The 14965-nt window shown below is 61.0% G+C and carries 11 protein-coding genes; 7 read left to right on the top strand and 4 right to left on the bottom strand.

What is annotated here, in order from left to right:
* Positions 1 to 3 precede the first annotated feature (3 nt).
* Complete coding sequence (locus C4J94_RS12405; RefSeq protein ID WP_124386428.1) at positions 4 to 675, top strand: hypothetical protein; 672 nt, start codon at positions 4 to 6, stop codon at positions 673 to 675.
* Between the two features lie 109 nt (positions 676 to 784).
* On the opposite strand, the gene nfuA is transcribed toward C4J94_RS12405, so the two are convergent.
* Positions 785 to 1369, bottom strand: coding sequence for a Fe-S biogenesis protein NfuA (gene nfuA, locus C4J94_RS12400; RefSeq protein WP_003173594.1), 585 nt, complete (start codon positions 1367 to 1369; stop codon positions 785 to 787).
* Positions 1370 to 1463: 94 nt separating this feature from the next.
* The gene (locus tag C4J94_RS12395) at positions 1464 to 3770 is read right to left on the bottom strand and encodes a fatty acid cis/trans isomerase (protein WP_124386427.1); all 2307 of its coding nucleotides are present in this window, start codon (positions 3768 to 3770) and stop codon (positions 1464 to 1466) included.
* A 165-nt stretch (positions 3771 to 3935) separates the two neighbouring features.
* On the opposite strand from C4J94_RS12395, the gene metH reads away from it, so the two are divergent.
* From metH to C4J94_RS12375, 4 genes are all read left to right on the top strand, one after another.
* Positions 3936 to 7646 carry a methionine synthase gene (metH, locus tag C4J94_RS12390; protein ID WP_124386426.1) on the top strand — a complete coding sequence of 1237 codons (3711 nt, stop codon included), beginning with the start codon at positions 3936 to 3938 and terminating at the stop codon, positions 7644 to 7646.
* Between the two features lie 133 nt (positions 7647 to 7779).
* Positions 7780 to 7995: a DUF2970 domain-containing protein gene (locus C4J94_RS12385; RefSeq protein WP_124386425.1), complete on the top strand. Its 216-nt coding sequence runs from the start codon at positions 7780 to 7782 to the stop codon at positions 7993 to 7995.
* Between the two features lie 388 nt (positions 7996 to 8383).
* Positions 8384 to 10042 carry a nitrite/sulfite reductase gene (locus tag C4J94_RS12380; protein ID WP_124386424.1) on the top strand — a complete coding sequence of 553 codons (1659 nt, stop codon included), beginning with the start codon at positions 8384 to 8386 and terminating at the stop codon, positions 10040 to 10042.
* On the top strand, positions 10026 to 10520 hold the full coding sequence (locus C4J94_RS12375; RefSeq protein WP_124386423.1) for a DUF934 domain-containing protein: 495 nt from the start codon (positions 10026 to 10028) through the stop codon (positions 10518 to 10520). The genes C4J94_RS12380 and C4J94_RS12375 overlap by 17 nt, the downstream gene beginning before the upstream one ends.
* A 113-nt stretch (positions 10521 to 10633) precedes the next feature.
* Here the strand turns inward: C4J94_RS12375 and C4J94_RS12370 are convergent, their stop codons facing one another.
* Positions 10634 to 11038, bottom strand: coding sequence for a MerR family transcriptional regulator (locus C4J94_RS12370; protein WP_124386422.1), 405 nt, complete (start codon positions 11036 to 11038; stop codon positions 10634 to 10636).
* Between the two features lie 71 nt (positions 11039 to 11109).
* On the opposite strand from C4J94_RS12370, the gene C4J94_RS12365 reads away from it, so the two are divergent.
* Entirely contained in the window at positions 11110 to 12342 is a 1233-nt protein-coding gene (locus C4J94_RS12365; protein WP_124386421.1) for an NADH:flavin oxidoreductase/NADH oxidase family protein, read from the top strand.
* 76 nt (positions 12343 to 12418) lie between these two features.
* A complete protein-coding gene (poxB, locus tag C4J94_RS12360; protein WP_124386420.1) occupies positions 12419 to 14143 on the top strand; it encodes a ubiquinone-dependent pyruvate dehydrogenase in 1725 nt (574 codons plus the stop codon).
* A 50-nt stretch (positions 14144 to 14193) separates the two neighbouring features.
* Here poxB and C4J94_RS12355 read toward each other — a convergent pair whose 3' ends face one another.
* Positions 14194 to 14751: an NADPH-dependent FMN reductase gene (locus tag C4J94_RS12355; RefSeq protein WP_124386419.1), complete on the bottom strand. Its 558-nt coding sequence runs from the start codon at positions 14749 to 14751 to the stop codon at positions 14194 to 14196.
* Positions 14752 to 14965: the final 214 nt, after the last annotated feature.

Raw genomic sequence — 14965 nt, 5'->3', positions numbered from 1 at the left:
TTCATGACGAACGCCAATGACACCTTCACTTTTGGCAAACTGATCGATGCCGCACACGCTCAACGCATACGCCCGCGGGCCCTCGACTGCCTGGGTTCCACCAGCGGCCAGGTTGTCAACCCGGTCAATTTGAACAGCGTCCAGACACGTCTGCGCAGCATGAATTTCCACGCAGCTCGGCTGATACAGGCCGACCAGGGAACCGGTCGCTGGGTCGCGCTGGTCGGCGAAAGCCACGTCAGCCAGTGCCTCGGCGTTCCAGGTCTTGCCGAGGCAACCGGGGCGGTCGGAGTGCGTATCAACACCCTCGATACCGCGCTGTCGCCCCACGCCATCCGCGACCCTGGGGTTGGTATGTATATCCAGACAGCCGCATACGCGCCAAGAATCCAGTGTGACTGGCTGATCAACCTACCCGGCACGCCGGATACTCTTGCGCCAGCGCTCAAGCTACACGGCAAAGGCATGTTCACCCTCGAACGCAATGTCGACGGTACACCCACTCTGCGCTACCGCAATAACAGCGATCAATTGGCAACGTCGCCGATAACCCGGGATTCCTCGCAGTATATGGTCGATATCGCAGACTTCCCCACTGTGCGCCAGCAGCGTTTCAACACGCTGCAGAGTCTGTGCGATACGCTGGTGCAACAACACCAGATGATTCATGTGTAAAACCCCAAAACCAAAACACCCTGCGAAGAGCTAGCCCTCGCAGGGTGTTGGGGTGAACGTCAACAGCGCTCACGGGGCGCCGTTATCTGTTCGCAGTGAACGACTTACATCAGTAGTAGGCGTTTTCTTTCTGCGTGTGGTCGGTCACGTCACGCACACCTTTAAGCTCCGGAATGCGCTCGAGCAGGGTGCGCTCGATGCCTTCGCGCAAGGTCACGTCCGCCTGGCCGCAGCCCTGGCAGCCGCCACCGAACTTAAGCACGGCGATACCGTCTTCAACCACATCGATCAGGCTGACCTGGCCGCCGTGGCTGGCCAGCCCCGGGTTGATCTCGGTTTGCAGGTAGTAGTTGATGCGCTCGTTGACCGGGCTGTCGGCGTTGACGTTCGGCACCTTGGCGTTTGGCGCCTTGATGGTCAACTGACCGCCCATGCGGTCGGTGGCATAGTCGACCACGGCGTCGTCAAGGAAGGCTTCGCTGAAGGCATCGATGTACGCGGTGAAGCTTTTCAGCCCCAGGGCGGTGTCTTCAGGCTTCTCTTCCCCAGGCTTGCAGTAGGCAATGCAAGTCTCGGCGTACTGGGTGCCGGGCTGGGTGATAAAGACGCGGATGCCGATACCTGGGGTGTTCTGCTTGGACAGCAGGTCAGCCAGGTAATCGTGGGCGGCGTCGGTAATGGTTATGGCAGTCATGGAAACTCCTCACAGGCTTGTCCGCAGTTTACGCCAAATTATTACGCAGGTACAAAGTCCTAGTGTTTTTGTCGGAAAAGCCCAACTGACGCTGTCAGAGGTTTTCATAACGGTTCATATCCAGCACACCCTCTTCTACCGGCGTCGTTTCGTGGATGTAACGCGAAAGGTCGTGAAAGTACTGCCAGAACAGCAGATGGCTGCGGCGCACCCCCCAACGATCCACGATGTTCTCGAAACCCTTGGCATCCTTGGTCTCTTCCATTGCTGCCACAAACGCCGGCACTTGCTGCGCGGGAATATTGAAGATGAAATTCGGGTAGCTGCTGAGCACCCCCGGATAGATCGTCAACGTATCCAGCCCCGGCTGATAGCGATACGCCTCACCTAGCAGGAACGCCACGTTACTGTGGGCGCGGTTGCGCAACAGGCTGTAGACCACCCGCTTGCCACCGCTGGTCTCGATGCGCAGCATGGTGGCTTCGGGTAATTGGTCGATCACTTTGAGCCCTGCTGCCGGGCGCGAAGTCAGTCGGCTCAGCGCTTGCTCGGCGTCTTGCAGTGCCGGGTCGATGCCGTCACGGGAGCAGAACGCGCCGGTGCAGCGGTTGATCGGGTCGGGGCTGGCATTCAGATGGCCGTAGCGGGTCAGCAATTGGTTGGCGAAGTCGCGCTTGGGGTCCTTCTCGCTCAGGTGCAGGCCGCTGGGCTTGTTGTCGTCAATCGCCTCGTAATCCAGCCACAGTTTGAGCTTGCCGCTGTTCTGGTACCAGTCGTCCATGAAGTCTTCGCGGGTGTCGGCGGGCATCAGGCGCAGGAAATTCTGCTCGGCACCGTTACGGATCAAGTCGAAATACAAACGGGTCTGGGCCTGGTGGGACACATTGCCGAACACGTCGAAGTTCACCGCCAACTGGTAATAGGTGCGCTCCAAGAGGGGATAGTCGAACAGCCACATCGTCTGCGGGACTTCACCGATCAAGCCCTTGTTCACCGAGGCGCTGTCGAAATGCCGGAAGATGCTCAGCAAGGCGTTGTCGTTACCCGCCCACAGCGTGGACCAACTCGGTGGCGGCAGGTCGGCATAATTGTCACGGCGCAGCGCTTCGTACTGGTTGCGCTTGTCCCGATACGCCAGCCACAGGTTCAGCACGCTGCCCACGTCGTCATTCTGCCCGGGCATCGCCAGCAACGGCGTGGCCTGGCCGCGATACCGCGCATCGGTGATGTACAGGTCGTGGTCAGGGTCCTGGAACAAGGTCCAGAAATTATCGCGAATCACATCCGTAGCAATCTGCCCACGGCACACCGGCCCGCGGATAAAGGTGCGCACGAAGTACTCGGCGTTATCCAGCATGAACTGGTAACGCGCCTTGGCCGGAATGGCTTCGAAGGTGGCGAACGGGTTGGCACGACTGCCGGGGCCGTAGCCCGGCAAGGCGGTCACTTGCCAGTCACCGGTGTAGAACAGCGCCTTGATGCGTGCCATTTTCTCGGCGCTGAACGGATAAGTGATATGAGTTTTATGCACGATCACGCCCTGCACCGGCCACAATCGGTAGTACACCTGGGTGCCGGGGTCGTCGTTGGGGCGGCGCGTGGCGATCAGGTCGATGGGCTGTCCGCTCGGCGTGCGCGAGCGAACCCACTGGAAGTAATGCCCCGGTTCACCGTTCTCGAAATAGATGTGGGCGAGGAACAGATGTTCGAACAGCCAGCGCGCCACCAGGCTTTCGCGAGCGCCCGGCTGATTCAACAGGGTTTCCCACTGCTGTACCTGCAGGGCTTCGTTGGCGCTGGGTGCCAGGCTCTGTTCGTCGAGCGGCGCACCGGAGGCCAGCCAACGTTGCAGCGTCTGGTATTGCGGGTCGGTCAGGCCGGTGACGGCCAGCGGCATGCCCTCCTTGGGGTGGCTGCCCGCGTAAGCATTGAATTCGCCAGGGGCCGCGCACAGGTTGGCGCGGTTCAAGCCCAGCACGATCTCGTCGGGCAGCTTGGCATTGGGTTGCAATGGCGCGTTATGGCCCAGTTCCAGCATGCGTGCCATCAAGGCCGCCTGCCTGCCCTGGGCATCCAGCACTGAATAGAAGCCCTTCTGCTGCCAGGCCTGCTTGCCGAACGCGTCGTAAAACAAACGGGTGGTGGGCGTGGCCTTGCTGCGCTCGCCGTCATACACCGGCATTTTGCTTGCACCCCGCGCGGCGCCCTCGGCGCTGCCCAGGTTGAGCTGGCAGGCCGAGTCGTAGCAGGCGTGGCAGGCTACGCACTTCTCGGTGAAGATCGGCTGAATGTCGCGTGTATAGGAAATCGCCGAAGCGGGATGGTTTACCGGCAGGACATCCGCCTGCGCAGTACTGGCTATCAAGGCCAGGACGGCGCTGACGATCAAACGAAGTGACATGTATCCGGTCCCGATTCAAGGTATGCGGTGCTGAAAGTGGCGGTGATTCTACCGGGCCATGACGGCCGGCAACATGAGCGATATTCATGCAGAATGCCGCATGCTCAAAATCGGCACAGGTTTGTTATGATTCATGCCTCCGTAATGCCTGACCAGAGTAGTCCCATGTCCGATCGTAGCGTTCGTCTGCAAGCCCTCCACCACGCCCTCAAGGAACGTATCCTGATCCTCGACGGCGGCATGGGCACGATGATCCAGAGCTATAAGCTCGAGGAACAGGACTACCGTGGCAAACGCTTCGCCGACTGGCCAAGTGACGTCAAGGGCAACAACGACCTGCTGGTGCTCACCCGCCCTGACGTGATCGGCGGCATCGAAAAGGCTTACCTGGATGCCGGTGCCGACATCCTGGAAACCAATACCTTCAACGCCACGCGCATCTCCATGGCCGACTACGGCATGGAAGAGTTGGCCTACGAACTGAACGTCGAAGGCGCGCGCCTGGCGCGTAAGGTGGCCGACGCCAAGACCCTCGAAAATCCGGCCAAGCCGCGCTTCGTCGCGGGCGTGCTCGGCCCCACCAGCCGTACCTGCTCGCTGTCACCGGACGTGAACAACCCCGGCTACCGCAACGTGACCTTCGATGAACTGGTGGAAAACTACACCGAGGCCACGAAGGGCCTGATCGAAGGCGGCGCCGACCTGATCCTGATCGAGACGATCTTCGACACCCTTAACGCCAAGGCCGCGATCTTCGCGGTGCAAGGCGTGTTCGAGGCGCTGAACATCGAACTGCCGATCATGATTTCCGGCACGATTACCGATGCCTCCGGGCGCACCTTGTCCGGCCAGACCACCGAAGCCTTCTGGAACTCCGTGGCCCACGCCAAGCCTATCTCGGTCGGTTTGAACTGCGCCCTCGGCGCCAGCGAACTGCGCCCTTACCTGGAAGAGCTGTCGAACAAGGCCAACACCCACGTTTCCGCGCACCCCAACGCCGGCCTGCCCAACGAATTCGGCGAATACGACGAACTGCCCGCGGAAACGGCCAAGGTCATCGAAGAGTTCGCCCAGAGCGGCTTCCTGAATATCGTCGGCGGCTGCTGCGGCACCACGCCCGGCCATATCGAAGCCATCGCCAAGGCCGTGGCCGGTTACGCACCGCGCGCCATCCCGGACATTCCCAAGGCCTGCCGCCTGTCTGGCCTGGAGCCGTTCACGATTGACCGCAGCTCGTTGTTCGTCAACGTCGGCGAGCGCACCAACATCACCGGTTCCGCCAAGTTCGCCCGCCTGATCCGTGAAGACAACTACACCGAAGCCCTGGAAGTCGCCCTGCAGCAGGTGGAAGCCGGCGCCCAGGTGATCGATATCAACATGGACGAGGGCATGCTCGATTCGAAGAAGGCCATGGTGACCTTCCTCAATCTGATTGCCGGCGAGCCGGACATTTCCCGCGTGCCGATCATGATCGACTCCTCCAAGTGGGAAGTGATCGAAGCCGGCCTCAAGTGCATCCAGGGCAAGGGCATCGTCAACTCCATCAGCATGAAGGAAGGCGTGGAGCAGTTCATTCACCATGCCAGGCTGTGCAAGCGCTACGGCGCGGCGGTGGTGGTGATGGCGTTCGACGAAGCCGGCCAGGCCGACACCGAGGCGCGCAAGAAGGAAATCTGCAAACGCTCCTACGACATCCTGGTCAATGAAGTGGGCTTCCCGCCGGAAGACATCATCTTCGACCCGAACATCTTCGCGGTGGCCACCGGCATCGAAGAGCACAACAACTATGCCGTCGACTTCATCAACGCCTGTGCCTATATCCGCGACGAGCTGCCCTACGCGCTGACCTCCGGTGGCGTGTCCAACGTGTCGTTTTCGTTCCGTGGCAACAACCCGGTGCGCGAGGCGATCCACTCGGTGTTCCTGCTGCATGCGATCCGCGCGGGCCTGACCATGGGTATCGTCAACGCCGGCCAGCTGGAGATCTACGACCAGATCCCGGCCGAGCTGCGCGATGCGGTGGAAGATGTGGTGCTCAACCGCACCCCGGAAGGCACCGACGCCCTGCTCGCCATCGCCGACAAGTACAAGGGCGACGGCAGCGTCAAGGAAGCCGAGACCGAAGAGTGGCGCGGCTGGCCGGTGAACAAGCGCCTGGAACACGCGCTGGTCAAGGGCATCACCACGCATATCGTCGAAGACACTGAAGAGTCGCGGCTGTCGTTCGCGCGCCCGATCGAGGTGATCGAAGGCCCCTTGATGTCCGGTATGAACATCGTTGGCGACCTGTTCGGCGCCGGCAAGATGTTCCTGCCCCAGGTGGTCAAGTCTGCCCGCGTGATGAAACAGGCCGTGGCTCACCTGATTCCGTTCATCGAGCTGGAAAAAGGCGACAAGCCGGAGGCCAAGGGCAAGATCCTGATGGCCACGGTCAAAGGCGACGTGCACGACATCGGCAAGAATATCGTCGGCGTGGTGCTCGGCTGCAACGGCTATGACATCGTCGATCTGGGCGTGATGGTCCCGGCGGAGAAGATCCTGCAGGTGGCCAAGGAGCAGAAGTGCGACATCATCGGTTTGTCCGGCCTGATCACCCCGTCCCTGGATGAAATGGTGCACGTGGCCCGCGAGATGCAGCGCCAGGATTTCCACCTGCCCCTGATGATCGGCGGTGCGACCACCTCCAAGGCACACACGGCGGTGAAGATCGAGCCCAAGTACAGCAATGACGCGGTGATCTACGTCACCGACGCCTCCCGTGCGGTGGGCGTGGCCACGCAGTTACTGTCCAAGGAACTGAAAGCCGGTTTCGTCGAGAAGACCCGCCTGGAATACATCGATGTGCGTGAGCGCACCGCCAACCGCAGCGCCCGCACCGAGCGCCTGAGCTACCCGGCAGCGATTGCCAAGAAGCCACAGTTCGACTGGAGCAGCTATACCCCGGTCAAACCGACCTTCACCGGCGCCAAGGTGCTGGACAATATCGACCTCAACGTTCTGGCCGAGTACATCGACTGGACGCCGTTCTTCATTTCCTGGGACTTGGCCGGCAAATTCCCGCGCATCCTCAGCGATGAAGTCGTCGGAGAAGCGGCGACCGCGCTGTACGCTGATGCCCAGGAAATGCTCAGGAAGCTGATCGACGAAAAACTCATCAGCGCCCGTGCGGTGTTCGGCTTCTGGCCAGCCAACCAGGTGCAGGACGATGACCTGGAAGTCTACGGTGACGATGGCCAACCGATTGCCAAGCTGCATCACCTGCGCCAGCAGATCATCAAGACCGACGGCAAGCCGAACTTCTCCCTGGCCGACTTCGTCGCGCCCAAGGACAGCGGCGTGACCGACTACATCGGCGGTTTCATCACCACCGCCGGCATCGGCGCCGAGGAAGTCGCCAAGGCCTATCAGGACGCGGGCGACGACTACAATTCGATCATGGTCAAGGCCCTCGCCGACCGCCTGGCCGAAGCCTGCGCCGAGTGGCTGCACCAGCAGGTGCGCAAGGAACACTGGGGCTACGCCAAGGATGAACAGCTGGATAACGAAGCACTGATCAAGGAGCAATACAGCGGCATCCGCCCTGCCCCGGGCTACCCGGCGTGCCCGGATCACACCGAGAAAGCCCAGCTGTTCCAACTGCTCGACCCCCAGGCGCGTGAAATGCAGGCGGGCCGCAGCGGCGTGTTCCTCACCGAACACTATGCGATGTTCCCGGCGGCCGCAGTCAGCGGCTGGTACTTCGCCCACCCGCAGGCGCAATACTTTGCCGTGGGCAAGGTCGACAAGGACCAGGTGCTGAGCTACACCGCGCGCAAGGGCCAGGACCTGAGCATCACCGAGCGCTGGCTGGCGCCGAACCTGGGTTACGACAGCTGATAACCTGCCCGCCATGCCGGGGGTCGCCTGACCCCTGCATGGTCGGCCCGTTAGCTATTTCGACCGCCGCAGCGCCGGGGCTCGGCTATGCTTTGTCCTACCTCACTCGGTTGCACCTCATGGCGAGGATTCCATGGACGACCCACAGAACAAGCCCCCCAGCTTCTGGCAAATGCTCCATAGCGTCATGGCCGCGGCCTTTGGCGTGCAAAGCGGCAAGAACCGCGCCCGCGACTTCACCCACGGCAAGCCCAGCCATTTCGTGGTCATGGGTATTGTGTTCACGGCGGTGTTTGCCCTGACGCTGTTTGGCATCGTCAAGCTGGTGCTGCACCTGGCCGGTGTTTGAAGCCGGCCAAGGTGGCAAGATCCACAAGCTGAAGGGATTATCTACTGGTGGCTGACCCAGAACACGGCGGTGCCCACCACCAGGATGATCAGGAACAGAATCGCCCAGGCATCCACGGTGCTGTCGGGTTTACGCATTTTTGTCGAATTGCTCATCGCATCGCCTCTTGTCGGTTTTATAGGTGATTGCACTAAGACTCGACACCAGTAAAGACCACACTTGCCCCTATGACAAATGTGGATATGGCGATAACTCTTCTCATTAGTCATTTTGGTTATTTGCATATACTCAAACATCACTTTTGCGCATAAACGCAAACTGGTATCGTGCGCCGGCTCCGTTGGGAGTGCGCGGCCGTGCGCGCAGATTTGCCGAGAACAGGACCTATATGTACGTATACGACGAATACGATCAGCGCATCATCGAGGACCGCGTCAAGCAGTTCCGTGATCAGACCCGACGCTACTTAGCAGGTGAACTGAGCGAAGAAGAGTTCCGCCCTCTGCGCCTGCAAAATGGCCTTTATGTTCAGCGCTTTGCGCCGATGCTGCGGGTGGCTGTGCCCTATGGCCAGCTGACGTCGCGCCAGACGCGGATGATGGCCAAGATCGCCCGCGACTTCGACAAAGGCTACGCCCACATCAGTACCCGCCAGAACGTGCAGTTCAACTGGCCGGCCCTGGAGGACGTGCCGGACATCCTGGCGGAACTGGCGACCGTGCAGATGCACGCCATTCAGACCAGCGGTAACTGCCTGCGCAACGTGACCACCGACCAATTTGCCGGCGTCGCTGCCGACGAGCTGATCGACCCGCGGCCCTGGTGCGAAATCGTGCGCCAGTGGACCACCTTCCACCCTGAATTCGCCTACCTGCCGCGTAAGTTCAAGATCGCCATCAATGGCTCGACCTCGGACCGTGCGGCCATCGAAGTGCACGATATCGGCCTGGAGCCGGTGCACAACGCCGCCGGCGAGCTGGGTTTCCGCGTGCTGGTGGGTGGCGGCCTGGGCCGTACGCCGGTGGTCGGGGCGTTCATCAACGAATTCCTGCCGTGGCAGGACTTGTTGAGCTACCTCGATGCCATCCTGCGGGTCTATAACCGCTACGGCCGTCGTGACAACAAGTACAAGGCCCGGATCAAGATCCTGGTCAAGGCGCTGACCCCCGAGGTGTTCGCGCAGAAAGTCGACGCCGAGATGAAACACCTGCGCGGCGGCCAGACCACCCTGACCGAAGCCGAAGTGCACCGCGTCGCCAAACATTTCGTCGACCCAGAGTACAAGACCCTGAGCAATCAGGACGCTGAATTGGCAGCCTTGGACCAACAACACCCTGGCTTCGCCCGCTGGCGTACGCGCAACACCCTGGCGCACAAACAGCCGGGTTATGTGGCGGTGACCCTGTCGCTCAAACCCACCGGTGTTGCACCGGGTGATATCACCGACAAGCAACTGGACGCCGTCGCCGACCTGGCCGAGCGCTACAGCTTCGGCCAACTGCGCACCTCCCATGAACAGAACATCATTCTCGCGGATGTCGAGCAGAGCCAGCTGTTCACCCTGTGGGGCGAGCTGCGCGAAGGCGGTTTCGCCACGCCGAACATCGGCCTGTTGACCGATATCATCTGCTGCCCGGGCGGTGACTTCTGCTCCCTGGCCAACGCCAAGTCGATTCCGATCGCCGAATCGATCCAGCGCCGTTTCGACGACCTGGATTACCTGTTCGACATCGGCGAGCTGGACCTGAACATTTCCGGGTGCATGAACGCCTGTGGCCACCACCACGTCGGCCATATCGGCATCCTGGGCGTGGACAAGAAAGGCGAAGAATTCTACCAAGTGTCCCTGGGTGGCAGCGCCAGCCGCGATGCGAGCCTGGGCAAGATCCTCGGCCCGTCCTTCGCCCAGGAAGCCATGCCTGATGTGATCGGCAAGTTGATCGACGTGTACATCGAACAGCGCACCGAAGATGAGCGTTTCATCGACACCTACCAGCGCATTGGCATCGACCTGTTCAAGGAGCGCGTCTATGCAGCGAATCATTAAGAACAACGAAGTCGTCGACGAAACCTGGCACCTGCTGCCCAAGGACGCGAGCTTCGACGGCATCTCCAACTGCGACGACCTGATCGTCCCGCTGGTACTGTGGCGCGAGCATGGCCACGCCCTCAAGGCCCGCGACGGCGGCCTGGGCGTGTGGCTGGACGCCGATGAAGAAGCCGAAGAGATTGGTGATGATGTGCAGCACTTCCAGGTCATCGCCCTGAACTTCCCGGCCTTCACCGACGGGCGCAACTACTCCAACGCCCGCCTGCTGCGTGACCGTTATGGTTACAAAGGCGAGCTGCGGGCGATTGGCGACGTGCTGCGCGACCAGTTGTTCTACCTGCGCCGCTGCGGCTTCGATGCCTTCGCCTTGCGCGCCGACAAAGACCCGTATGAAGCGCTGGAAAGCCTCAAGGACTTTTCGGTGACGTATCAGGCTGCAACGGACGAGCCACTACCGCTCTTCCGCCGCCGCTGAGTAAACAATGTGGGAGGGGGCTTGCTCCCGATTGCGGTGGGTCAGTCATATGAATGTTGACTGACACTCCGTCATCGGGGGCAAGCCCCTTCCCACACTGATATTCAGCGCCTTCAAGGTTGCCGATTAATCGACGCCAGCACCTGCTCCTGCCCCATGCTGCACGGCACGCCTTCCGGCTGCGCTCGCACCGTATTGATCACGCCCAACAACTGCGCCTTGCTGTGAGCCAACTGCGCCTGCATCACCTCGATTTGTGCCACCTTGCGCTCCAACGCCTCGATCAACTCATCGCGCTTGTGCTCCCCCGGCGCGGGCATCAACGCCTTGAGTTCCTGCAGGGTAAACCCGGCCTGTTGCGCGCTCTGGATCAGTTGCAGCGTCTGCAGCGCCTCTGGCGCATAGCGCCGATAGCCATTGGCCTGGCGCCCGACCTGGCTGATCAAGCCTTCAGCTTCGTAAAACCGGATGCGCGAGGCCGCCAACCCGCTCTGTTTTGCCAGCTCACCAATATTCATCGAAACGCCCGCTTGACATTAAAGTTAACTTTAAGCTTAGCCTGAGGCCTCCCCCGCTCAGGAGTCAACCCATGTCACCCTTTGAAGCCTTGCAACTGCCCAACGGCCAAGTCATTCCCAACCGCATCGCCAAGGCGGCGATGGAAGAAAATATGGCCGACCTCGATCAGGCGCCCTCCCGCGAGTTGAAGCAGTTGTACAAGACCTGGGCCGAAGGTGAGCCCGGCCTGCTGCTCACCGGCAACGTGATGATCGACCGCCGTGCCATGACCGGCCCCGGTGGCGTGGCACTGGAAAACGAGCAGCACCTGGACAGCTTCCGTGAATGGGCCGATGTGGCCCGGGCCAAGGGCGTGCATTTCTGGGTGCAGCTCAGCCATCCAGGGCGTCAGACCATGGCCAACCTGGGCCAGCAGGCATTGGCGCCGTCTGCCATCGCCCTTGACCTGGGTAGCTTTTCCAAAATGTTCGCCACCCCGAGGGCCATGACCGAAGACGACATTCAGGACGTGATCGCACGCTTCGCCACCAGCGCCCGCCTGGCTGAAAAAGCCGGGTTTACAGGGGTGCAGATCCACGGCGCCCACGGCTACCTGTTGAGCCAGTTTCTGTCACCCTTGAGCAACCATCGCACCGATCGTTGGGGCGGCTCATTGGAAAACCGTGCGCGCCTGCTGCTGGAAGTGATCAATGCCGTGCGCGCCAGTGTCAGCCCTTCATTTTGCGTGGCAGTAAAGCTCAATTCCGCAGATTTCCAGCGCGGTGGCTTCGATGCAGCCGACGCGCGTGCGGTGGTTGAAATGCTCAACCCGTTGCCCATCGACCTGCTGGAATTGTCCGGCGGCAGCTACGAAGCACCGGCCATGCAAGGCGAAGCACGGGACGGGCGCACATTGGCCCGCGAAGCCTACTTCCTGGAATTCGCCAAGGAACTTGCCACTGTTGCCAGGATGCCGTTGATGGTGACTGGCGGTATCCGCCGCCTGCCCGTGGTGCAACACGTACTCGACAGCGGCATTGCCATGGCCGGCATCGCCACCGCGCTGACCCTGGAGCCGCAATTGATCAAACAGTGGCGCGAGGGGCGCGACCTCAACCCGCAGCTCAAGCCCATCAGCTGGAAACGCAAACCCCTGGCCGCCCTCGCCACCCTGGCCGTGGTACGTGACCAGATGCGCCGCCTGAGCCGCGGACAGCTGCCCAACCCCAAGGTCGCGCCGTGGCTGGCGCTGGCGTGTGACCAATGGTTTACCGCCCGGCGCGCGCGGCAATACCGTGCAAGCATGACGCAATCTTCACGTTAGAAGCGGAGCATTCGCCCTGATTGAGCTGTCCCCTACTGATCAGCAGTTTTAACCTCACTGACGATTGGAGTTCTTCATGGCGAAAATCAACCTGGCCCAGCAGTTGGCTACCACCCTTGAACAGGCGGGTATCAAGCGCATCTGGGGCCTGACCGGCGACAGCCTCAACGGCCTCACCGACGCCCTGCGCAGCATGGACAGCATCGAGTGGATGCACGTGCGCCACGAAGAAGTGGCCGCGTTTGCCGCCGGGGCCGAGGCCGCCGCCACCGGTGAGCTGACCGTGTGTGCGGGCAGTTGCGGGCCGGGCAACCTGCACTTGATCAATGGGTTGTTCGACTGCCATCGCAACCATGTGCCAGTGCTGGCGATTGCCGCGCAAATCCCGTCTTCGGAGATCGGGCTGAACTACTTCCAGGAAACCCACCCCCAGGAGCTGTTCAAGGAATGTAGCCACTTTATCGAGCTGGTGAGCAACCCCGCGCAGATGCCGCAGGTGCTGCACCGCGCCATGCGTTCGGCGATCCTCAATCGCGGCGTGGCGGTGGTGGTGATCCCGGGGGATGTCTCGCTGCTGGAGGTGGAGGACAAGCTCAAGCCCTGGCCGGCCCTGCACGCACCGCGCACATTGCCTGCAGAGGCGGATCTGCAGCGGCTGAGTGAGATTTTGCACAGCAGTGAAAAAGTCACCCTGTTGTGCGGCAGCGGTTGTGCCGGCGCCCATGACCAGGTGGTGGCGTTGGCCGATGCCCTCGGCGCGCCGGTGGTGCACGCGTTGCGTGGCAAGGAGCATGTGGAGTGGGACAACCCGTTCGACGTCGGCATGACCGGCCTGATCGGTTTCAGCTCCGGTTACCACGCCATGCTCGATTGCGACACCTTGATCATGCTCGGCACCGACTTCCCCTATCGACAGTTCTACCCCACCGACGCCAGGATCATTCAGGTCGACCGCGACCCCCAGGCTTTGGGACGACGTGCGACGCTGGACCTGGGCATCGCCGCCGATGTCGGTGAAACCCTCGACGCGCTGCTGCCGCGCCTGACCCGCAAGACCGATCGCAGCTTCCTCGAGACCTCGTTGAAGCACTACGAAAAAGCCCGCCAAGGCCTGGATGACCTGGCCCAAGCGTCCAAGGCGGATCGGCCGATCCATCCGCAGTACGTGGCACGCTTGCTCAGTGAGCTGGCCGATGATGATGCGATCTTCACCGCCGATGTTGGCTCACCGACGGTATGGGCCGCGCGCTATCTGAAGATGAACGGCAAGCGCCGGCTGATCGGCTCGTTCAACCACGGCTCGATGGCCAACGCCATGCCCCAGGCTATCGGCGCCCAGGCTGCATTCCCTGGGCGACAGGTGATCTCGATGTCGGGCGACGGTGGGTTCACCATGCTGATGGGGGACTTCATTTCTCTGGCGCAGTTGAACCTTCCAGTGAAAATTATCGTGTTCAATAACGCGTCACTGGGTTTTGTCGCGATGGAAATGAAAGCCGCAGGCTACCTGGACACGGGTACCGAGCTAAAAAACCCGGATTTCGCGGCCATGTCCAACGCCATGGGCATCCTGGGGATTCGTGTGGAGCACTCCGAAGACCTCGAGCCGGCCTTGCGCCGCGCCCTGACCCACGATGGTCCGGTGCTGGTGGACGTGGTGACCGCGACTCAGGAGCTGGTGATGCCACCGAGCATCAAGCTGGAACAGGCCAAGGGCTTCAGCCTGTATATGCTCAAGGCCGTGATGAGCGGGCGTGGCGATGAAGTGATCGAACTGGCACGTACCAACTGGCTGCGGTGATCGTCTGTGGGAGGGGGCTTGCCCCCTCCCACATCAGCACTCATTGCCCATCAGGCCTTTTGCTTTTCGACCCACTTGCCGTACGCATCGATAAAAGCCTGCAGGAACGGCCTGGTCTTCTCGGACAGCTTCCCCGCGTCATCAAACACACTGCCCGCTCCGCCCAGGTAGGCTTCCGGTTGCTGCATGCACCACACGTCCAGAAATACCAGCGACTGGCGCAGGTGATGGTTGGCGCCAAAGCCACCAATGGCGCCCGGCGACACGCTGATGATCGCCCCTGGCTTGCCGCCCCAGACACTCTGTCCATAAGGGCGAGACCCCACATCAATCGCATTCTTCAACGGCGCAGGCACGGAACGGTTGTATTCCGGGGTCACGAACAGCACCGCGTCGGATGAACTCACCTGATGGCGGAAAGTGCTGTAGGCTGCAGGTGCTGTCGCACCTTCGTTATCCTCGTTGTAGAGCGGCAAATCGCCAATTTCGACAATGTTCAATTTGAGGTTGGCGGGGGCCAGTTCGGCCAATGCCAGGGCAACCTTGCGGTTGATCGACTCTTTTCTCAGGCTGCCAACCAGGACGGCAATCGTGTAGACCTTGCTCATTGAGGTTTCCCCACGTGTGAATAAAGGAGCTGATAGTTATAGAGGCTTCGCGGAGCGTGCACCAGCGGGTTTTGTGGATGTCACCCTGCACTCATGTGCGTAGGAAACATCCAAAACTTTAAACGAATAGTATTTTTTTCTTATAGGTAAACTACCCCGCTCACTGACGGTCTACAGAACCGCAAATCGAGTGTTTATCTCCAGAGGTTCTACA

This window comes from Pseudomonas sp. R5-89-07, from assembly GCF_003851685.1.
Taxonomy (GTDB): domain Bacteria; phylum Pseudomonadota; class Gammaproteobacteria; order Pseudomonadales; family Pseudomonadaceae; genus Aquipseudomonas.
This window is presented reverse-complemented; position numbering and strand designations above follow the sequence as displayed.